The organism is Pseudomonas sp. SMV7 (genome assembly GCF_052041995.1).
Taxonomy (GTDB): Bacteria; Pseudomonadota; Gammaproteobacteria; order Pseudomonadales; family Pseudomonadaceae; genus Aquipseudomonas.
In genome coordinates this window covers 110,123-129,917 of sequence record NZ_JBKGGT010000014.1, presented here as the reverse complement: position 1 = coordinate 129,917, position 19,795 = coordinate 110,123, and the positions used below count along the sequence as shown (strand labels likewise).

Here is a 19,795-nt window from a genome sequence, read left to right as displayed (position 1 = left end):
TTTTTTTTTTGCCGGTACCTCCCTTTCCCCACAAAACCACAGAGAAAGGCCCGGTACAGGCAACGCATCACCATTAGGCAGAAACCCCTGGCAAAGCCCACAAAACCCTCTACCCTCCAGTGCGTTCCGCCGCCGAACCGCGTATGATGCGCGGCCTTTTGGCGCGCTCGTTGCCAAAACCCGTTTTCATTCCTACACCGGGAGGTGCCCAGATGAGTGAGCAAGACCTGCAAGATAGCCAAACCACCCCTCCGTCCGGCGAAAAGCTGCAGAAAGTGCTGGCGCGTATCGGCGTTGGCTCGCGGCGTGATGTCGAGGCCTGGATCAGCCAGGGCCGTATCAAGGTCAATGGCGTCGAGGCCACCCTTGGCCAGCGCGTCGACCTGCACGATGCCATCGCCGTGGATGGCAAGCTGATCAAGCGCGAAGAGGCCGCCGAGGCCACCCGCCGGGTGATCATGTACAACAAGCCCGACGGCGAGATCTGTACCCGTGACGACCCGGAAGGCCGCCCGACCGTATTCGATCGCCTGCCACGGCCGAAAGAAGGCCGCTGGATCAACATCGGCCGCCTCGACATCAACACCACCGGCCTGCTGCTGTTCACCACCGATGGTGAGCTGGCCAACCGCCTGATGCACCCGTCCTACGAGATGGACCGTGAGTACGCAGTACGTGTGCGCGGCGAAGTCGATGACGAGATGATCGAGCGCTTGAAGGCTGGCGTGATGCTGGAAGACGGCCCGGCCAAGTTCACCGACATCCAGAAGGCGCCGGGTGGCGAAGGTTTCAACCACTGGTACCACTGCGTGGTGATGGAAGGCCGTAACCGCGAGGTGCGTCGCCTGTGGGAATCCCAGGGCATGGTGGTCAGCCGCCTGAAGCGCGTGCGTTTCGGCCCGGTGTTCCTCAATTCCGACCTGCCGATGGGCCGCTGGCGTGAAATGACCCAGGGTGAAATCGACATCCTTGCCGCTGAGGTGGGCCTGCAGCCAGTAGCGCTGCCTGCCATGAAGCTCAAGGCCAAGGACAAGCTGGAGCGCCTGCAGCGCAAGTCGACCCGCCCGTTGGGCCGTGGCGAGCGTGTGCGCAGCCTGCGCCCGGCCCACGAAGGCGGCGCTGGCGATGAACGCCCGGCGCGCCAGCCGCGTGAAGAGGCCCCACGCAAGGGCAGCCGTGGCAGCACCGTTGCCGAACGCCCGAGCGAGATGCGCAAGCGTCCGGGCAAGCCTGACGCTGACAAGCCGGCAGGCCGTGGTCGTGGCAAACCACGTGGTTGATCGGCTTTTGCCGTGATGAGAAACCAGCCTTCGGGCTGGTTTTTTTTGCCTGCGGGATTTTGCGGCTGCGCAGCGGCCCCCAAGATATTGAACGAAAAGAATTTTTCGGACGACTGGCAAGTTCTCGAACCGCCTTGTAAAAAAATCTATACAGATACTGCCGAATTCAGCCCTGATTTCAGATTTTCCACGGCCCTGTAAACATTGCTTGCCGTCGCCGCTGTGCCCGAGCCTGCCCCCAGGCGCCAGCCACCCTTGCCCAAACCCCCGCCCCACGGTGTTATAGCCGCCATTGCCGTGTGCAAAAGCCTGTCCACAGCGCCAGGCTGACAAAACAACAAATGGAGGCGCCATGTACGCCGATCACTCCGCCTTTGCAGGCCCACACCACAGGATCGCTGCGTTTTTTCCCAGGGAAACGATGCAGTGCGTTGACGCCTGCGCGTTTGCAGGGGTATACAGTGCGCCGCGTTTTACCTGTGACTCCTTTGCGTACCGCGCACTCCTGATCACCCCTGGTTGACCCGCCCCGGCGGCAGCTGCGTTCAGGAAACCCAAGGTAACCACCTTGCCCATTCCGCTGCGCCACGAGCGCGGTGGGTCCGATTCCGTCACAGATAAAAACAATGCAGGTGACTTCGTTCATGAGTGGACAAAACATGCATTCAGGCGAGCTCAAGCGGGGCCTGAAGAACCGCCACATCCAGCTGATTGCCCTGGGTGGTGCGATCGGTACCGGCCTGTTCCTCGGTTCGGCGGGGGTGATGAAATCCGCCGGCCCGTCGATGATCCTGGGCTACGCCATCTGCGGCTTCATCGCCTTCATGATCATGCGCCAGCTCGGTGAGATGATCGTCGAAGAGCCGGTGGCCGGCTCGTTCAGCCACTTCGCCCATACCTACTGGGGCGGTTTCGCCGGCTTCCTGTCGGGCTGGAACTGCTGGGTGCTGTACATCCTGGTGGGCATGTCGGAGCTGTCGGCAGTCGGCAAATATGTCCACTACTGGTGGCCGGAGATCCCGACCTGGGTCACGGCGGCGGCGTTCTTCGTGCTGATCAACGCCATCAACCTGATGAACGTGAAGTTCTTCGGTGAAGCCGAATTCTGGTTCGCCATCATCAAGGTGGTGGCGATCGTCAGCATGATCGGCCTGGGTGCCTACCTGCTGACCAGCGGCAGCGGCGGCCCCGAGGCGACCGTGGCCAACCTGTGGTCGCATGGTGGCTTCTTCCCGAACGGTGTCAGCGGCCTGGTGATGGCCCTGGCGTTCATCATGTTCTCCTTCGGTGGCCTGGAGATGCTCGGTTTCACCGCGGCCGAGGCCGACAAGCCGAAGACCGTGATCCCCAAGGCGATCAACCAGGTCATCTACCGCATCCTGATCTTCTATGTGGGCGCCCTGGTGGTCCTGCTGTCGCTGACCCCGTGGGACAACCTGGTCGCCAGCATCGCTGCCTCGGGTGGCAGCTATGGCAGCAGCCCGTTCGTGCAGGTGTTCTCGCTGCTGGGCAGTGACGTGGCAGCGCACTTGCTGAACTTTGTGGTCCTGACTGCGGCATTGTCGGTGTACAACAGCGGCACCTACTGCAACGCCCGCATGCTGCTGGGCATGGCCGAGCAGGGCGATGCCCCGGCATCGCTGGCCCAGGTCGACAAGCGTGGCGTGCCTGTGCGTTCGATCCTGGCATCGGCTGGGGTGACCTTCGTTGCCGTGCTGCTCAACTACCTGATGCCGCAGAACGCCCTGGAGCTGCTGATGTCGCTGGTGGTGGCCACCCTGGTGATCAACTGGGCGATGATCAGCTACTCGCACCTGAAGTTCCGCCAGCACCTCGACCGCACCGGCCAGAAGCCGCTGTTCAAGGCCTTGTGGTACCCCTATGGCAACTACCTGTGCCTGGCGTTCGTGGTGCTGATCCTGGGCATCATGCTGATGATCCCGGAGATCCGCGTGTCGGTGTATGCGATCCCGATCTGGCTGTTTGCGATGTTCGTGATCTACATGGTCAAGCCGCGTCGCAGGATGAATACCGGTGTAGCGGCTACTGGCATGGCCAAGTAAGGCGCCCTGTAGTAGCCGAAAACCCGAAGTCAGGTCACTGGCTTCGGGTTTTTTCTTGTCTGTCGCGGTCTTGTCGCCGGCAAGCCGGCCCGCAGCAGTCAGATCTGTTCGAGCAACCAGCTTCTGAATGCTCGCAACGATGGCAACGCTTCGTTCCTCGGCGGGTAGATCAGGTAATAACTGCGCTGGCTGGCAAACGCTTCGCCGGGGCTGTACAGCTCGCCCTTGGCCAGCTCCTCTTCCACCAGGATGCGCGGCACCAGGCCGATGCCGATACCGGCCCGTACCGCCTGGATCAGGTGCGAGGTCAGCTCGAAGCTCGGCCCCAGGCGCATCGCCCGGTGCGCCAGGCCATGGTGCGAGAACCACTCGCCCCAGGCATGCGGGTTGTTGGCCACGTTCAGCAGCACCTCTTCACTGATCCGGGCCGGGCTCCAGCCCTGGCTATCCACGCCAGCTTCCGGCGGCAGGATCACCACCAGTTGTTCGGCATGCAGGCGATGGCAGACCAGCCCCGGCAAGTCGTGGCTGGCCACGCCGATGGCGGCATCGATCTCGCTGGTGTCGAAATTGATGGCTTCGATGCGTGAATGAATGTGCACCAGCATGCCCGGGTGGGCGCTGTAGAACGCGTGCAGCCGTGGCAGCAGCCACTTCGAGCCGAAGGTGGGCAGGGTGGCCAGGCGCAAGGTGCCGACGCCTGACTGGTAGGCCAATGCCTGCAGGGTGGCACTGCGGATGCGCCCCAGGGCCTCGCTGAGTTCGCGCTGGTACAGGCGCCCGACATCGGTGAGTTGCACCTGGCGCCCTTCGCGGCGGAACAGGGTCAGCCCCAGCTGCTGTTCCAGTGCCTGTACCTGGCGGCTGACTGCGCTCTGGGTCAGCGACAGTTCAGCGGCGGCGCGGGTATAGCTTTCATGTCGGGCGGCAGCCTCGAAGGCCAGCAGCAGCGACATGGAGGGGGTCAGGTGGCGGTAATTCATTCATGGAAGTCATCGATAGCGGCAGGATTATCCGTTTGCCCCTGAGGCGAAACTACAGGAACATTGGCCTATACGTCATCCCCGCATGCTTTCACTCATGCCGGAACGACAGGAATCCCGTGAATTAGCCCCTATCAAGAGGCCATCCTTCGATGATCGCCCAGCTGTCGACCGTTGCGCCGAGCGCCAACTACCCCGAGTTCCTCGAAGCCCTGCGCAACAGCGGCTTCCGCGGCCAGATCAGTGCCGACTACGCGACCCGCACGGTGCTGGCCACCGACAACTCGATCTACCAGCGCTTGCCGCAGGCGGCGGTGTTCCCGCTGGACGCCGACGACGTGGTGCGGGTCGCCACGCTGATGGGCGAGCCGCGTTTCCGCCAGGTCAAGCTGACCCCGCGCGGCGGCGGTACTGGCACCAATGGCCAGTCGCTGACCGACGGTATCGTCGTCGACCTGTCGCGGCACATGAACAAGATTCTCGAAATCAACGTCGAGGAGCGCTGGGTACGGGTACAGGCCGGTACGGTCAAGGACCAGCTCAACGCCGCGCTCAAGCCGTACGGCCTGTTCTTCGCCCCCGAGCTGTCCACCTCCAACCGTGCCACCGTCGGCGGCATGATCAACACCGATGCCAGCGGCCAGGGCAGTTGCACCTATGGCAAGACCCGCGACCACGTCCTGGAGCTGCACAGCGTGCTGCTTGGTGGTGAGCGCCTGCACAGCCTGCCGATCGACGATGCCACGCTGGAGCAGGCGTGTGCCGCACCCGGCCGGGCCGGCGAGGTGTACCGCATGGCACGGGAGATCCAGGAAACCCAGGCGGACCTGATCGCAACCACGTTCCCCAGGCTCAACCGCTGCCTGACCGGCTACGACCTGGCGCACCTGCGCGACGAGCAGGGCCGTTTCAACCTCAACAGCGTGCTGTGCGGTGCCGAAGGTTCATTGGGCTATGTGGTCGAAGCCAAGCTCAATGTGCTGCCGATCCCCAAGTACGCCGTGCTGGTCAACGTGCGTTACAGCAGCTTCATGGATGCCCTGCGCGACGCCAACGCGCTGATGGCGCACAAGCCGCTGTCGATCGAGACCGTCGACTCCAAGGTGCTGATGCTGGCGATGAAGGACATCGTCTGGCACAGCGTCGCCGAATACTTCCCGGCCGACCCCGAGCGCCCGACCTTGGGCATCAATCTGGTGGAGTTCTGTGGCGACGAACCTGCCGAGGTCAATGCCAGGGTGCAGGCGTTCATCCAGCACCTGCAGAGCGACACCAGTGTCGAGCGCCTGGGCCACACCCTGGCCGAGGGCGCCGAGGCGGTGACCCGCGTCTATACCATGCGTAAGCGTTCGGTGGGTTTGCTGGGCAACGTCGAAGGCGAAGTCCGCCCGCAGCCGTTCGTCGAGGATACTGCGGTACCGCCAGAACAACTGGCCGACTACATCGCCGAGTTCCGCGCGCTGCTCGATGGCTACGGCCTGGCCTATGGCATGTTCGGCCACGTCGACGCCGGTGTGTTGCACGTGCGCCCGGCGCTGGACATGAAGGACCCGGCCCAGGCGGCGCTGGTCAAGCCGATCTCCGATGCCGTGGCGGCGTTGACCCGCAGCTACGGCGGCCTGCTGTGGGGCGAGCATGGCAAGGGCTTGCGTTCGGAGTACGTGCCGGAGTACTTCGGCGAGCTGTATCCGGCGCTGCAGCGCCTGAAAGGCGCCTTCGACCCGCACAACCAGCTCAACCCCGGCAAGATCTGCACCCCGCCGGACAGCGCCGAGGGCCTGACCAAGGTCGATGGCGTGACCCTGCGCGGCGACCTCGACCGCACCATCGACGAGCGCGTGTGGCAGGACTTCGGCAGCGCCGTGCACTGCAACGGCAACGGCGCCTGCTACAACTACGACCCCAACGACGCCATGTGCCCGTCGTGGAAGGCCACCCGCGAACGCCAGCATTCACCCAAGGGCCGCGCCTCGCTGATGCGTGAGTGGCTGCGCCTGCAGGGCGAGGCGAACATCGATGTGCTGGCTGCGGCGCGTAACCGAGTGTCCTGGCTCAAGGGCCTGCCCGCACGCCTGCGCAACAACCGCGCACGCAGCCAGGGGCAGGCAGATTTCTCGCATGAGGTGTACGACGCCATGGCCGGCTGCCTGGCGTGCAAGTCGTGCGCCGGGCAGTGCCCGATCAAGGTCAACGTGCCGGACTTCCGCTCGCGCTTCCTCGAGCTGTACCACGGCCGCTACCAGCGCCCGCTGCGTGACTACCTGATCGGTTCGCTGGAGTTCACCATCCCGTACCTGGCCCACGCGCCGGGGTTGTACAACGCGCTGATGGGCTCGAAGTGGGTGAGCAAGCTGCTGGCTGACCGGATCGGTATGGTCGACAGCCCGTTGATCAGCCGCTTCAACTTCCAGGCCACCCTGACTCGCTGCCGTGTCGGCGTGGCCAGTGTGCCGGCGCTGCGTGAGCTGACCCCGGCCCAGCGTGAACGCAGCATCGTGCTGGTGCAGGACGCCTTCACCCGCTACTTCGAGACGCCACTGCTGTCGGCCTTCATCGACCTGGCGCACCGCCTGGGCCACCGCGTGTTCCTGGCCCCGTACAGCGCCAACGGCAAGCCGCTGCACGTGCAGGGCTTCCTCGGCGCGTTCGCCAAGGCGGCGATCCGCAACGCCACCCAGCTCAAGGCCCTGGCTGACTGCGGCGTGCCGCTGGTGGGCCTGGACCCGGCGATGACCCTGGTGTACCGCCAGGAGTACCAGAAAGTCCCGGGGCTGGACGGTTGCCCGAAAGTCCTGTTGCCGCAGGAGTGGTTGATGGATGTGCTGCCGGAGCAGGCGCCGACTGCGTCGGCCAGCTTCCGCCTGATGGCGCACTGCACCGAGAAGACCAACGTGCCGGCCAGCACCCGGCAATGGGAGCAGGTATTCGCCCGCCTGGGGCTGAAGCTGGTGACCGAGGCCACGGGTTGCTGCGGGATGTCCGGAACCTATGGCCACGAGGCGCGTAACCAGGACACCTCGCGGACCATCTTCGAACAGAGCTGGGCGACCAAGCTGGACAAGGAAGGCGAGCCGCTGGCGACAGGGTATTCCTGCCGTAGCCAGGTCAAGCGCATGACCGAGCGGCAGATGCGCCACCCGCTGGAGGTGGTGTTGCAATACGCGCAGCGCTAGGTTTCAGGGCTTCGGGGCGCCTGGCGCGCCCCCGGCTGTTAGCGATACTGCTTCTGACGCACCTGCCGGTACAGGTACAGGCTCAACACCAACCCGCAAGCCGCCGCTGCGGCTGCAAACAGAAACATCGAAGCAAAGCCGAACCCCGCCGCCACCGCGCCCACCAGCGGCCCGGTCACCCCTAGCGACAAGTCGATGAACAGCGAATAGGCCCCGACCGCAGCCCCGCGGTTGGCCGCCGATACCTGGTTCACTGCCTCCACACCCAGCGCCGGGAACACCAGCGAGAAGCCGAACCCGCTCAGTGCGGCGCCTGCCAGCGCCAGTTCGGCACTCGGTGCCAGCCACAGCATCAGCAGCCCAAGCGTTTCCACCGACAGGCAGGCGATCGCCACGCGGAACCCGCCAATCCGGTTGATCAGGTTGCCGAACAGCAGCCGTGCGCTGATGAAGCTGGCGCCGAACAGGCTCAGGGTCAGCGCCGCATTGGCCCAGCCGCGGCTGGCGTAGTACAGGGTGATGAAGGTGGCGATGGTGCCGAAGCCGATCGAGCCCAGGGCCAGCCCCGAACCGTGCGGGAACACTTTGCCCAGCACGCGCAGGAACGGCAGGCGCACGCCGCTGACGATCGGCGCCGCCTGCCGGGGCCAGGCCAGCAGCAGGCCGAGCGCACACAACAGGATGATACTCGCGCCCATGCTCCACAGCCCCAGGACCTTGACCATCAGCACCCCCAGCGGGGCGCCGATGGCCAGCGCGCCGTAGCTGGCGATGCCGTTCCAGGAGATGACCTTGGCGGTGTGTTCGGCGCCGACCCGGCCGATACCCCAGCCGATCGAACCCGACCCCACCAGGCTTTCGGCGCTGCCCAGCACCAGGCGGCCGGCCAGCAGGCTGGCCAGGCTCAGCCAGGGCAGGTGGGTAAGAAAGGCGCAGGCCAGCATGAACACCCCGCTGAGGCCACACCCGGCCAGGCCATACAGGACCGCCTTCTTGCTGCCGTGGTTGTCGATGATGCGGCTGGCCGTGGGGCGGCTGAGCAGGGTAGCCAGGTATTGCACGCTGATCACCAGGCCCGCGACCACCGCGCCGAAGCCCAGGTCGTTGTGCACATAGCCAGGCAGCACGGCCAGGGGGATGCCGATGTTCAAATAGCCGATGAAAGTGAAGAGGACGATGGAGACGACTTGCAGGGTGACCGCAAGGGGGCGCGGTGAGTCGGGCATGGGGGCCTACGTGGGTTCTGGACGGTGTGAAAACGTGATGACGGGGGTAGCCCGCAGGTCAGCCGTTTTCACACAGTCGGGGTTGCGCGGTTAGTCCTGGTCAGCGCTGGATTGATCGTCACCATCCTGCTCGGCGGCAGCAGCCGGCTCGGCGTGAACGGTTACGGTTGGCTCTTCTGGGTTCAGGCTTGGGAAGGGAAGATTCGGGATTTCATGCATCTCGTCGTTCCTCGCAAGTGTGAGTGAAAAGACTGCGCCAGGCGCGTTTGAAGCTTCGCAAAGCTGGGGCAGGATACACAAGTCTGGATGACAGTTTGGTTTTTTTGCCGATCGTTTGTCGGTTTTGCGGGCGAACAGCGGACATTTTTCCTGCAAAAACTGGGGCCGCTTCGCGCCCCTTCGCGGGCGTGCCCGCTCCCACAGGGAGCGCGAAAAGCAAGGATTTACGCGGTCCCTGTGGGAGCGGGCACGCCCGCGAAGGGGCGCGAAGCGGCCCCAATTCCCAAGCGGTTACTTGCGGCCTTCAGCCGTCTCCGCCACCTTGTCAGTGCGCGCGCACATGATGAAGTCGTTGCGGTGCAGGCCTTTGATCGAGTGGCTCCACCAGGTCACGGTGACCTTGCCCCACTCGGTCAGCAGGCCCGGGTGGTGGCCTTCGGCTTCGGCGATTTCGCCCACGGCATTGGTGAATGCCAAGGCGTGCTTGAAGTTCTTGAACAGGAAGACGCGCTCCAGCTCCATGTGGCCATCGCGTACTTCGATGTTCCAGTCCGGGATCTCGCGGATCAGCTCGGCCAACTCTTCGTCGGTGACTTTCGGCGCGTCGGCGCGGCAGGCTTCGCAATGGGCTTGGTTCAAGGCATTCATGTGGTGTTTTCCGGTTCGAGTTGTTATCGGCAAGGTCGCTCAGGCGGCGACCTTGGGTGGAAACTTCGGTGCGTGCAGGCCCAGCTGCATGGCCTGGTGAACCATGCCCATGATGTCTTCGTGGGCCAGGTCGAACAGGCGCTTCATGTTCGGTAGCACGAAATACAGCGGCTGCAGGATGTCGATACGGTACGGGGTGCGCATGGCTTCGATCGGGTCGAAGGCCTGGTGCTCTGGCTCGCCAGACAGACTGTAGACGGTTTCCTTCGGCGACGAGAGGATGCCGCCGCCATAGATCTTGCGGCCTTGGGCGGTTTCGATGAGGCCGAATTCGATGGTCATCCAGTACAGGCGCGCCAGGTAGACGCGCTGTTCCTTGGTCGCGGCCAGGCCGAGCTTGCCGTAGGTATGGGTGAATTCGGCGAACCACGGGTTGGTCAGCAGCGGGCAGTGGCCGAAGATCTCGTGGAAGATGTCGGGTTCCTGCAGGTAGTCCAGTTCTTCCGGGGTGCGGATGAACGTGGCGACCGGGAAGCGCTTGCTGGCCAGCAGCTCGAAGAAGGTCTGGAAGGGGATCAGCGCCGGCACCCGGGCAACCTGCCACCCCGTGGTGGCGCCCAGCACCTTGTTGATTTCGCCCAGTTGCGGAATTCGGTCATGCGGCAGCTTGAGCTGGTCGATGCCGTCCAGGTATTCCTGGCAGGCGCGGCCTTCGATCACTTTCAGCTGGCGGGTGATCAAGGTATTCCAGACCGCATGCTCTTGCTGCGGGTAGTCGATAAAACCATGCGCATCGGGCTCGCGTGCCACGTATTGCGTCTGTTTCATGTGGCTCTCCTGGTGAGGGCTTTTCTTGTTATGTGCAGGACATGCCTAAGGAATATCCCGTCGCCGGCTGCTTTGCACGGGGGTGGGAGATGGGCGGGATGGGCGGTTGTCAGTGTTTTCGTAACGAATATTTTACAAAACCCAGCAGGTGTCGGAAAATCCGAGGCATCTGGCTGATGTCCAGGCGGTTTTTGTCAGCTTATCTTTACGACTTTTCTGCGCTGCGTTGAAAAAACCCAGCGCTTCGAGAGCCCTCATGCGTATCAAAGTGCATTGCCAGAACCGTATTGGCATCCTGCGCGACATCCTCAACCTGTTGGTGGAATACGGCATCAACGTGCTGCGCGGCGAGGTGGGCGGTGACCATGGCAACGCCATCTACCTGCATTGCCCGAACCTGATCAATTTGCAGTTCCAGGCGCTGCGGCCCAAGTTCGAGGCCATCGCCGGGGTGTTTGGCGTCAAGCGCGTGGGGCTGATGCCCAGCGAACGTCGCCACATGGAGCTGAATGCGCTGCTGGGCGCGCTGGACTTCCCGGTGCTGTCGATCGACATGGGCGGCAGTATCGTCGCCGCCAACCGCGCGGCAGCCCAGTTGCTGGGAGTGCGGGTAGACGAGGTGCCGGGCATGCCGCTGGCGCGCTACGTCGAAGACTTCGACCTGCCGGAGCTGGTGCGCGCCAACAAGTCGCGCATCAACGGCCTGCGTATCAAGGTCAAGGGGGACGTATTCCTGGCCGATATCGCGCCGCTGCAGTCCGAGCACGACGACAGCGAGGCACTGGCCGGTGCAGTGCTGACCCTGCACCGCGCCGACCGCATTGGCGAGCGTATCTACAACGTGCGCAAGCAGGAGCTGCGCGGTTTCGACAGCATCTTCCAGAGCTCACGGGTCATGGCGGCGGTGGTCCGCGAGGCGCGGCGCATGGCACCGCTTGATGCGCCGTTGCTGATCGAGGGGGAAACGGGCACCGGCAAGGAGTTGCTGGCGCGTGCCTGCCACCTGGCCAGCCCGCGTGGCCAGTCGCCGCTGATGGCGCTGAACTGCGCCGGGTTACCCGAGTCGATGGCCGAGACCGAGTTGTTCGGTTATGGCCCAGGGGCCTTCGAAGGGGCGCGGGCCGAGGGCAAGCTGGGGCTGCTGGAACTGACTGCCGGTGGCACGCTGTTCCTTGACGGGGTAGGGGAGATGAGCCCGCGCCTGCAGGTGAAGCTGCTGCGCTTTCTGCAAGACGGCTGCTTCCGCCGCGTAGGCAGCGATGAAGAGGTGTACCTGGACGTGCGGGTGATATGCGCGACCCAGGTGGATTTGTCCGAACTGTGCGCGCGTGGCGAGTTTCGTCAGGACCTGTATCACCGGCTCAATGTGTTGTCGCTGCACATTCCGCCCTTGCGCGAATGCATGGATGGCCTGGAAGGCCTGGTGCAGCACTTTCTCGACCAGGCCAGCCGGCAGATTGGTTGTGCCATGCCACGCCTGGCGCCGGCGGCGATGGACAAACTTGCCCAATACCATTGGCCGGGCAATGTAAGGCAACTGGAAAATGTATTGTTCCAGGCCGTTTCGTTATGCGACGGCGGCGTGGTCAAGAGTGAACATATCCGCTTGCCGGATTATGGCGCGCGGCAACCGTTGGGTGAATTTTCGCTGGACGGGGATCTTTCGCAAATTGTCGGGCGCTTTGAGAAAGCGGTATTGGAAAGTTTGATGGGGGAGTTTCCGAGCAGTCGGGCTTTAGGTAAAAGACTGGGTGTTTCGCATACGACAATTGCCAACAAGTTGCGGGATTACTCGCTTGGCAAGTCTGCAGATTAATCAGGCTTCATAAAGGCCGGGACTGCTGCGCAGGCTTCAAACATTGCGCAGTACCTGTAGGCGCGGCCGCGTGTCGCGAAGGGGGCCGCAGGGCCCCCAATTCACAAGGTATCAGCCGTTCGAACAGCCGTTCCCCATCACCCGGTATTCGAGAATGTGCTTCTGGCCCTTGGAGTCTTCATAGGTCATGCGGGCTGGCACGACTTCGCACACATTGGGCACTTCGCTCATGGAAATGACGCGGGCAATGTCCAGGTGCTGCGAATAGTTGTACTGTTCAACCGGAATCTGCTCGGCCTCTTTCGCTTCGCCGGCCATCGCCGCGCCGCAAAGACTGCCAAGTACCAATACCAGTAAAGCTTTCATTTTCCATTTACCTGTCTAAGGTCGTGAGGGGGCACGCGACGCTTATGGCGCCGCGAGTATTGCTGGTTCAACTATCGATAAGACGGGGATTAACGCTTGCCTTCGTGGGGGCTGTTACCAGTTGTTAATCGCCTTGCCGTTGTTGGCGAAATGAATTTTAGGGTTGTCGCCAAGGCTGAAACAGTGGGGCTTTTGATAAAGTGTTTTGACAGAATCTGTAACAATCGTCTGGGCAGCGCTCCAATTGTCGCTTCGTCACGGCTGTAAAGCGCATGCTAGAGCGGCCGTCCTGAACGGACGTACCAAATTACTACCAACGTCGAATGGCTTTTGTCGCTCTGGTACAGTTACAAACGGTTCCATACAAAAACAACTATTACACCGAGGTAACACAGATGAGTGCGGCTCCACTGTATCCCGTTCGTCCCGAGGTTGCGGCTACCACCCTGACAGACGAGGCCACCTACAAGGCCATGTACCAGCAGTCGGTGATCAACCCGGACGGCTTCTGGCGCGAGCAGGCCCAGCGTATCGACTGGATCAAGCCGTTCACCAAGGTCAAGCAGACCTCCTTCGACGACCATCATGTCGACATCAAGTGGTTCGCCGATGGCACTCTGAACGTTTCCTCCAACTGCCTGGATCGCCACCTCGAAGAGCGCGGTGACCAGCTGGCCATCATCTGGGAAGGCGACGATCCTTCCGAGCACCGCAACATCACCTACCGCGAATTGCACGAGCAGGTCTGCAAGTTTGCCAACGCCCTGCGGGGCCAGGATGTGCACCGCGGTGACGTGGTCACCATCTATATGCCGATGATCCCGGAAGCTGTGGTCGCCATGCTGGCCTGCGCCCGTATCGGTGCGATCCACTCGGTGGTGTTCGGTGGCTTCTCGCCGGAAGCGCTGGCCGGGCGGATCATCGACTGCAAGTCCAAGGTGGTCATCACCGCCGACGAAGGCGTGCGCGGCGGCCGCCGTACCCCGCTCAAGGCCAACGTCGACCTGGCGCTGACCAACCCGGAAACCAACAGCGTGCAGAAGATCATCGTGTGCAAGCGCACCGGTGGCGACATTGCCTGGCATCAGCATCGCGACATCTGGTACGAAGACCTGATGAAAGTGGCTTCCAGCCACTGCGCGCCGAAAGAGATGGGCGCCGAGGAAGCGCTGTTCATCCTTTACACCTCCGGCTCCACCGGCAAGCCGAAGGGCGTGCTGCACACCACCGGTGGTTACCTGGTCTATGCCGCGCTGACCCATGAGCGTGTGTTCGACTACCGCCCGGGCGAGGTCTACTGGTGCACTGCCGACGTGGGTTGGGTCACCGGCCACAGCTACATCGTCTACGGCCCGCTGGCCAACGGTGCCACCACGCTGCTGTTCGAGGGCGTGCCGAACTACCCGGACATCACCCGCGTGTCGAAGATCATCGACAAGCACAAGGTCAATATCCTGTACACCGCGCCAACTGCCATCCGCGCGATGATGGCCGAAGGCGAGGCTGCGGTGGCCGGGGCCGACGGCTCCAGCCTGCGTCTGCTGGGTTCGGTGGGCGAGCCGATCAACCCGGAAGCCTGGAACTGGTACTACAAGGCGGTGGGCAAGGAGCGTTGCCCGATCGTCGATACCTGGTGGCAGACCGAGACCGGCGGCATCCTGATCAGCCCGCTGCCAGGTGCTACCGGCCTCAAGCCGGGTTCGGCAACCCGTCCGTTCTTCGGCGTGGTGCCAGCCTTGGTGGACAACCTGGGCAACCTGATCGAGGGTGCCGCCGAAGGTAACCTGGTGATCCTCGATTCCTGGCCGGGCCAGTCGCGCTCGCTGTACGGCGACCACGACCGTTTCGTCGACACCTACTTCAAGACCTTCCGTGGCATGTACTTCACCGGCGACGGCGCGCGTCGCGACGAAGATGGCTATTACTGGATCACCGGCCGCGTGGATGACGTGCTCAACGTGTCCGGCCACCGCATGGGCACTGCCGAGATCGAAAGCGCCATGGTGGCCCATTCGAAAGTGGCCGAGGCGGCGGTGGTGGGCGTGCCGCACGACATCAAGGGGCAGGGCATCTACGTGTATGTCACGCTCAATGCTGGCATCGAGCCCAGCGAGCAGTTGCGCCTGGAGCTGAAGAACTGGGTGCGCAAGGAAATCGGCCCGATCGCCTCGCCGGATGTGATCCAGTGGGCGCCGGGGCTGCCGAAGACCCGTTCGGGCAAAATCATGCGCCGCATCCTGCGCAAGATTGCCACGGGCGAATACGGCGCGCTGGGTGACATCTCGACCCTGGCCGACCCAGGGGTGGTGCAGCATCTGATCGATACCCACAAGGCGATGAGCCTGGCTTCGGCCTGATAGCCGAGTCGCACACGATCCCCTGTGGGAGCGGGCATGCCCGCGAAGCAGGCGACGCGGTGGATGGCACCGGCTACGCCGGTGTTCGCGGGCGCGCCCGCTCCCACACAGGTCGGTGTAGCCATTAAAAACCCCGCCCGGGCAACCGGCGGGGTTTTTGCTTTACTGTTACCCGACATTCATCGGTAACTGTTCTGTCACCGTTGGCGCACGGCATCGGGGCGCCAGGAAACAATTCCGCTTCGTTTCGGTGCATTTCGCCAGCATTTTTTCCAGCGCAGCACGCTACACTTGCCGTCCTACAAGGCTTTGCCAATAATAGGCCCGGGAATTGCTAGGTCTATAGGTTCTATTTCTTGCGCTTTTGCATATTTTGCACTGGCTGTCAACATCGCCCGCAGCGGTTTCAGGCGCTTCTGTAAGTAGTTGTCGCTTTGAAGAAATATCGACTACCGGGCTGTCGCTAGAATGCCACTCACACGCTCGTGGTCTGCGACCTTGGTCGATACCCTGCGCGGCTCGCGTTGTACCCATTCGCATATCGGGCAGCCGTTACCTGCCTTGTATTGCCCCGTACCGATGGAGTTACCTGATGAAGAAGCTCGCACTGCTTGGCGCCCTGGCGCTGTCCGTGTTTTCCCTGGTGTCGCAGGCCGATGAAAAACCGTTGAAAATCGGCATCGAAGCCGCCTACCCACCGTTTGCCTTCAAGCAACCTGATGGCAGCATCGCCGGTTTCGACTACGACATCGGCAACGCGCTGTGCGAAGAGATGAAAGCCAAGTGCACCTGGGTCGAGCAGGAATTCGACGGCCTGATCCCGGCGCTGAAAGTGCGCAAGATCGACGCCATCCTGTCGTCCATGTCGATCACCGAAGACCGCAAGAAGTCGGTCGACTTCACCAAGCGCTACTACCTGACCCCGGCGCGCCTGGTCATGAAGGAAGGCACCACCGTCAGCGACAGCCTGGATGAACTCAAGGGCAAGAAGATCGGCGTGCAGCGCGGTTCGATCCACGACCGCTTCGCCAAGGAAGTGCTGGCTCCCAAAGGTGCCACCGTGGTTCCTTACGGTACCCAGAACGAAATCTACCTGGACGTGGCTGCCGGCCGCCTGGACGGTACCGTGGCTGACGCCACCCTGCTGGAAGACGGTTTCCTGAAGACCGACGCCGGCAAGGGCTTCGCCTTCGTCGGCCCATCGTTCACCGACGTGAAGTATTTCGGTGACGGCGTCGGCATCGCCGTACGCAAGGGTGACAAGGCCAACGCTGACCGCATCAACGCGGCGATCGACGCCATCCGCGCCAATGGCAAGTACAAAGAAATCGAGAAGAAGTACTTCAACTTCGATATCTACGGTCCAGACTCGAACTAAGACGTCGGGTTTCACCTGTGCAATGGTGCAAACAGCAGAAACTCTGAGGTTTGCACCATTTTTCATTCTCTAGGTCGAGGACCTCATCATGTTGAAAGGCTACGGGGCAGTCATCCTCGACGGGGCGTGGCTGACGCTGCAGCTCGCCCTGTCGTCGATGGCCCTGGCCATCGTGCTCGGCCTGATCGGTGTGGCGCTGCGCTTGTCGCCGGTGCGCTGGCTGGCCTGGCTGGGCGATCTCTACTCCACGGTGATCCGTGGCATTCCGGACCTGGTCCTGATCCTGCTGATCTTCTACGGCGGGCAGGACATCATCAACCGGGTGGCGCCGCTGCTCGGCTATGAAGACTACATCGACCTGAATCCGCTGATCGCGGGTATCGGTACCCTGGGCTTCATCTTCGGTGCGTACCTGTCGGAAACCTTCCGTGGCGCGTTCCTCGGTATTCCCAAAGGGCAGGCCGAAGCGGGCGTGGCCTATGGCATGAGCAATCGCCAGGTGTTCTTCCGCATCCAGGTGCCTCAGATGATTCGCCTGGCTATTCCAGGTTTCACCAACAACTGGCTGGTGCTGACCAAGGCCACCGCGCTGATCTCGGTGGTCGGCCTGCAGGACATGATGTTCAAGGCCAAGCAGGCGGCCGATGCCACCCGCGAGCCTTTCACCTTCTTCCTCGCGGTGGCGGCCCTGTACCTGGTGCTGACCAGTGTCTCGCTGCTGGCCCTGAAGTATCTAGAGCGCCGCTATTCGGTGGGCGTCAAGGTGGCTGAACTATGATCTTCGACTACAACGTCGTCTGGGAGGCGCTGCCGATGTACTTCGGCGGCCTGCTGACCACGCTCAAGCTGCTGGCCATTTCGCTGTTCTTCGGCCTGCTGGCGGCCATTCCGCTGGGCCTGATGCGGGTGTCCCGGCAGCCGGCAGTCAACCTGGTTGCCTGGCTCTACACCTATGTGATCCGCGGCACGCCGATGCTGGTGCAGCTGTTCCTGATCTACTACGGCCTGGCGCAGTTCGAGGTGGTGCGCGAAAGCGTCCTGTGGCCGCTGTTGTCCAGCGCCACCTTCTGTGCCTGCCTGGCGTTCGGCATCAACACCAGCGCCTACACTGCCGAAATCATCGCCGGCAGCCTCAAGGCCACGCCGCATGGCGAGATCGAGGCGGCCAAGGCCATGGGCATGTCGCGCATGAAGATGTACCGGCGCATCCTGCTGCCGTCGGCCCTGCGCCGGGCGCTGCCGCAGTACAGCAACGAAGTGATCATGATGCTGCAGACCACCAGCCTGGCGTCGATCGTTACCCTGATCGACATCACCGGTGCTGCGCGCACGGTCAATGCCCAGTACTACCTGCCTTTCGAGGCCTATATCACGGCGGGCGTGTTCTATCTGTGCCTGACCTTCATCCTGGTGCGCCTGTTCAAGATGGCCGAACGCCGCTGGCTCGGCTACCTGGCGCCGCGCAAGCACTGACCGCTTTGTGAGAATCGACAGCATGTACAAACTCGAAGTCCAAGACCTGCACAAGCGCTACGGCAGCCATGAAGTGCTCAAGGGCGTGTCCCTGTCGGCCAAGGCAGGCGATGTCATCAGCATCATCGGCTCCAGCGGTTCGGGCAAGTCGACCTTCCTGCGCTGCATCAACCTGCTCGAGCAGCCGCACGCCGGCAAGATCCTGCTCAACAGCGAAGAACTCAAGCTGGTACCGGGCAAGGACGGTGCGCTCAAGGCCGCCGACCCGCGTCAGTTGCAGCGCATGCGCTCGCGCCTGTCGATGGTGTTCCAGCATTTCAACCTGTGGTCGCACATGACCGCGCTGGAGAACATCATCGAAGCGCCGGTGCACGTGCTGGGGGTAAACCGCAAGGAAGCCCTGGAAAAGGCCGAGCACTACCTGGCCAAGGTCGGTGTCGCGCACCGCAAGGACGCCTTCCCCGGGCACATGTCCGGCGGCGAGCAGCAGCGTGTGGCCATTGCCCGGGCGCTGGCGATGGAGCCGGAAGTGATGCTGTTCGATGAGCCGACGTCGGCACTCGACCCGGAGCTGGTCGGCGATGTGCTCAAGGTCATGCAGGCGCTGGCCCAGGAAGGCCGGACCATGGTGGTGGTAACCCATGAAATGGGCTTCGCCCGCGAGGTATCGAACCAGCTGGTGTTCCTGCACAAGGGTCTGGTCGAGGAAACCGGCTGCCCGCGCCAGGTGCTGGCCAATCCGCAGTCGGAGCGGCTCAAGCAGTTCCTCTCCGGCAGCCTGAAGTAAAAGCTGCACTTTTGCACCATAATAGGGCATGCTGCGCGGCGAGCGCAGCCTGACCCGGCGCACAGACTCGAACGACCTCAGGTTTCGGACCGCACCCTATGACCACCCAGCGAATCGGTTTTCTCATCTGGCCCAATACCAGGCCCTTGACCCTGGCGCTGGCCGAGGAGGTGTTGCAGGTGGCGCAGCGGGTGCACCCGGAAGTGGTCTACGAGCTGCTGTTCCTGCAGGCGGAACCGGCGCAGGAAGGCAGTTGGCGCCTGCCGGGCGAGCCGTGGAACGGCCGTCTTGACGGTTGCCAGAAGCTGTTCCTGGTGGCTGACGAGCCTCCGGCGGCGATGGCAGGCCCCTTGGTGACGGCGCTCAAGCAACTGGCGCGCAGCGGCTGCATGATCGGCGGCCTGTCGGCCGGGGTCTATCCCCTGGCGATGCTGGGCCTGCTCGATGGTTACCGGGCGGCGGTGCATTGGCGTTGGCAGGATGATTTTGCCGAGCGCTTCCCCAAGGTCATCGCCACCAGCCACCTGTTCGACTGGGACCGTGATCGCCTGACCGCGTGTGGGGGCATGGCGGTGACCGACCTGCTGTTGGCGGTGCTGGCCCGTGATCACGGTGCGGAGCTGGCCGGGGCGGTGTCGGAGGAACTGGTGGTCGAGCGTATCCGCGAGGGTGGAGAGCGCCAGCGCATTCCGTTGCAGAATCGCCTGGGCTCCAGCCACCCCAAGCTGACCCAGGCGGTGCTGCTGATGGAAGCGAATATCGAAGAGCCGCTGACCACTGACGAAATTGCCCAGCATGTGTGCGTGTCGCGGCGGCAGCTGGAGCGCATCTTCAAGCAGTACCTCAATCGTGTACCGAGCCAGTATTACCTGGAGCTGCGGCTGAACAAGGCGCGGCAGATGCTGATGCAGACCAGCAAGTCGATCATTCAGATCGGCCTGTCCTGCGGTTTTTCTTCCGGGCCGCATTTTTCCAGTGCGTATCGCAATTTCTTCGGGGCAACCCCGCGCGAAGACCGAAACCAGCGGCGTAACAGCAGCCCGTTCGAGTTGAGTTCGGCGCCGGCTGAGAAGGGCTGAGGTTTCGGTGGGGGCGGGGTGCATGCCTTGGGGGTGATGGTGGCGCTCGATTTCCGCCACGGCACAACCACAACGCCTTGCGCCCGCTGCCGCCCCGAATCGCCTGTGAACACCCGTTC

General features: G+C 62.9%; 16 protein-coding genes. 10 read left to right on the top strand and 6 right to left on the bottom strand.

Features of this window, described 5'->3' with window-relative positions; all coding sequences use genetic code 11:
* Positions 1-212: 212 nt before the first annotated feature.
* Entirely contained in the window at positions 213-1,280 is a 1,068-nt protein-coding gene (gene rluB, locus ACLEJP_RS18000) for a 23S rRNA pseudouridine(2605) synthase RluB (RefSeq protein ID WP_440808489.1), read from the top strand.
* A gap of 644 nt (positions 1,281-1,924) precedes the next feature.
* Entirely contained in the window at positions 1,925-3,343 is a 1,419-nt protein-coding gene (locus ACLEJP_RS17995; protein WP_289130984.1) for an amino acid permease, read from the top strand.
* Positions 3,344-3,441: 98 nt separating this feature from the next.
* Here ACLEJP_RS17995 and ACLEJP_RS17990 read toward each other — a convergent pair whose 3' ends face one another.
* Positions 3,442-4,326: a LysR substrate-binding domain-containing protein gene (locus tag ACLEJP_RS17990; RefSeq protein WP_440808487.1), complete on the bottom strand. Its 885-nt coding sequence runs from the start codon at positions 4,324-4,326 to the stop codon at positions 3,442-3,444.
* Between the two features lie 152 nt (positions 4,327-4,478).
* Between ACLEJP_RS17990 and ydiJ the strand changes: the two genes are divergently transcribed.
* The gene (ydiJ, locus tag ACLEJP_RS17985; protein ID WP_440808484.1) at positions 4,479-7,499 is read left to right on the top strand and encodes a D-2-hydroxyglutarate dehydrogenase YdiJ; all 3,021 of its coding nucleotides are present in this window, start codon (positions 4,479-4,481) and stop codon (positions 7,497-7,499) included.
* Between the two features lie 38 nt (positions 7,500-7,537).
* Here ydiJ and ACLEJP_RS17980 read toward each other — a convergent pair whose 3' ends face one another.
* From ACLEJP_RS17980 to phhA, 4 genes are all read right to left on the bottom strand, one after another.
* On the bottom strand, positions 7,538-8,725 hold the full coding sequence (locus ACLEJP_RS17980; RefSeq protein ID WP_440808481.1) for an MFS transporter: 1,188 nt from the start codon (positions 8,723-8,725) through the stop codon (positions 7,538-7,540).
* A gap of 90 nt (positions 8,726-8,815) precedes the next feature.
* Positions 8,816-8,944: a hypothetical protein gene (locus ACLEJP_RS17975; protein WP_263975009.1), complete on the bottom strand. Its 129-nt coding sequence runs from the start codon at positions 8,942-8,944 to the stop codon at positions 8,816-8,818.
* Between the two features lie 291 nt (positions 8,945-9,235).
* A complete protein-coding gene (locus ACLEJP_RS17970) occupies positions 9,236-9,592 on the bottom strand; it encodes a 4a-hydroxytetrahydrobiopterin dehydratase (RefSeq protein ID WP_003254532.1) in 357 nt (118 codons plus the stop codon).
* Between the two features lie 39 nt (positions 9,593-9,631).
* A complete protein-coding gene (gene phhA / locus ACLEJP_RS17965; protein ID WP_440808480.1) occupies positions 9,632-10,420 on the bottom strand; it encodes a phenylalanine 4-monooxygenase in 789 nt (262 codons plus the stop codon).
* Positions 10,421-10,676: 256 nt separating this feature from the next.
* On the opposite strand from phhA, the gene ACLEJP_RS17960 reads away from it, so the two are divergent.
* Positions 10,677-12,236 carry a sigma-54-dependent transcriptional regulator gene (locus ACLEJP_RS17960; RefSeq protein WP_170031234.1) on the top strand — a complete coding sequence of 520 codons (1,560 nt, stop codon included), beginning with the start codon at positions 10,677-10,679 and terminating at the stop codon, positions 12,234-12,236.
* 111 nt (positions 12,237-12,347) lie between these two features.
* On the opposite strand, the gene ACLEJP_RS17955 is transcribed toward ACLEJP_RS17960, so the two are convergent.
* The gene (locus ACLEJP_RS17955; RefSeq protein WP_225778731.1) at positions 12,348-12,602 is read right to left on the bottom strand and encodes a DUF2790 domain-containing protein; all 255 of its coding nucleotides are present in this window, start codon (positions 12,600-12,602) and stop codon (positions 12,348-12,350) included.
* A gap of 395 nt (positions 12,603-12,997) precedes the next feature.
* Here ACLEJP_RS17955 and acs point away from each other — a divergent pair, with 395 nt between their 5' ends.
* The 6 genes from acs (at position 12,998) to argR (ending at position 19,676) form a co-directional block, all read left to right on the top strand.
* Positions 12,998-14,959: an acetate--CoA ligase gene (gene acs / locus ACLEJP_RS17950; RefSeq protein WP_186676385.1), complete on the top strand. Its 1,962-nt coding sequence runs from the start codon at positions 12,998-13,000 to the stop codon at positions 14,957-14,959.
* Positions 14,960-15,551: 592 nt separating this feature from the next.
* Positions 15,552-16,337, top strand: coding sequence for an ABC transporter substrate-binding protein (locus ACLEJP_RS17945; protein ID WP_170031228.1), 786 nt, complete (start codon positions 15,552-15,554; stop codon positions 16,335-16,337).
* An 88-nt stretch (positions 16,338-16,425) separates the two neighbouring features.
* Entirely contained in the window at positions 16,426-17,115 is a 690-nt protein-coding gene (locus ACLEJP_RS17940; RefSeq protein WP_012273568.1) for an ABC transporter permease, read from the top strand.
* Positions 17,112-17,810 carry an ABC transporter permease gene (locus tag ACLEJP_RS17935; RefSeq protein WP_225778730.1) on the top strand — a complete coding sequence of 233 codons (699 nt, stop codon included), beginning with the start codon at positions 17,112-17,114 and terminating at the stop codon, positions 17,808-17,810. The genes ACLEJP_RS17940 and ACLEJP_RS17935 overlap by 4 nt, the downstream gene beginning before the upstream one ends.
* A gap of 22 nt (positions 17,811-17,832) precedes the next feature.
* On the top strand, positions 17,833-18,597 hold the full coding sequence (locus ACLEJP_RS17930) for an ABC transporter ATP-binding protein (protein ID WP_225778729.1): 765 nt from the start codon (positions 17,833-17,835) through the stop codon (positions 18,595-18,597).
* A gap of 98 nt (positions 18,598-18,695) precedes the next feature.
* A complete protein-coding gene (argR, locus tag ACLEJP_RS17925) occupies positions 18,696-19,676 on the top strand; it encodes a transcriptional regulator ArgR (RefSeq protein ID WP_440808474.1) in 981 nt (326 codons plus the stop codon).
* Positions 19,677-19,795: the final 119 nt, after the last annotated feature.

Bases quoted from the DNA above. Each gene is read 5' to 3' on its own strand.
- ACLEJP_RS17935 (WP_225778730.1), top strand. From the start codon at position 17,112: ATGATCTTCGACTACAACGTCGTCTGGGAGGCGCTGCCGATGTACTTC.
- rluB (WP_440808489.1), top strand. From the start codon at position 213: ATGAGTGAGCAAGACCTGCAAGATAGCCAAACCACCCCTCCGTCCGGC.
- ACLEJP_RS17995 (WP_289130984.1), top strand. From the start codon at position 1,925: ATGAGTGGACAAAACATGCATTCAGGCGAGCTCAAGCGGGGCCTGAAG.
- acs (WP_186676385.1), top strand. From the start codon at position 12,998: ATGAGTGCGGCTCCACTGTATCCCGTTCGTCCCGAGGTTGCGGCTACC.
- ACLEJP_RS17990 (WP_440808487.1), bottom strand. From the start codon at position 4,326: ATGAATTACCGCCACCTGACCCCCTCCATGTCGCTGCTGCTGGCCTTC.
- ACLEJP_RS17945 (WP_170031228.1), top strand. From the start codon at position 15,552: ATGAAGAAGCTCGCACTGCTTGGCGCCCTGGCGCTGTCCGTGTTTTCC.
- ACLEJP_RS17970 (WP_003254532.1), bottom strand. From the start codon at position 9,592: ATGAATGCCTTGAACCAAGCCCATTGCGAAGCCTGCCGCGCCGACGCG.
- ACLEJP_RS17975 (WP_263975009.1), bottom strand. From the start codon at position 8,944: ATGCATGAAATCCCGAATCTTCCCTTCCCAAGCCTGAACCCAGAAGAG.
- ACLEJP_RS17930 (WP_225778729.1), top strand. From the start codon at position 17,833: ATGTACAAACTCGAAGTCCAAGACCTGCACAAGCGCTACGGCAGCCAT.
- ACLEJP_RS17955 (WP_225778731.1), bottom strand. From the start codon at position 12,602: ATGAAAGCTTTACTGGTATTGGTACTTGGCAGTCTTTGCGGCGCGGCG.
- ydiJ (WP_440808484.1), top strand. From the start codon at position 4,479: ATGATCGCCCAGCTGTCGACCGTTGCGCCGAGCGCCAACTACCCCGAG.
- ACLEJP_RS17980 (WP_440808481.1), bottom strand. From the start codon at position 8,725: ATGCCCGACTCACCGCGCCCCCTTGCGGTCACCCTGCAAGTCGTCTCC.
- phhA (WP_440808480.1), bottom strand. From the start codon at position 10,420: ATGAAACAGACGCAATACGTGGCACGCGAGCCCGATGCGCATGGTTTT.
- ACLEJP_RS17940 (WP_012273568.1), top strand. From the start codon at position 16,426: ATGTTGAAAGGCTACGGGGCAGTCATCCTCGACGGGGCGTGGCTGACG.
- argR (WP_440808474.1), top strand. From the start codon at position 18,696: ATGACCACCCAGCGAATCGGTTTTCTCATCTGGCCCAATACCAGGCCC.
- ACLEJP_RS17960 (WP_170031234.1), top strand. From the start codon at position 10,677: ATGCGTATCAAAGTGCATTGCCAGAACCGTATTGGCATCCTGCGCGAC.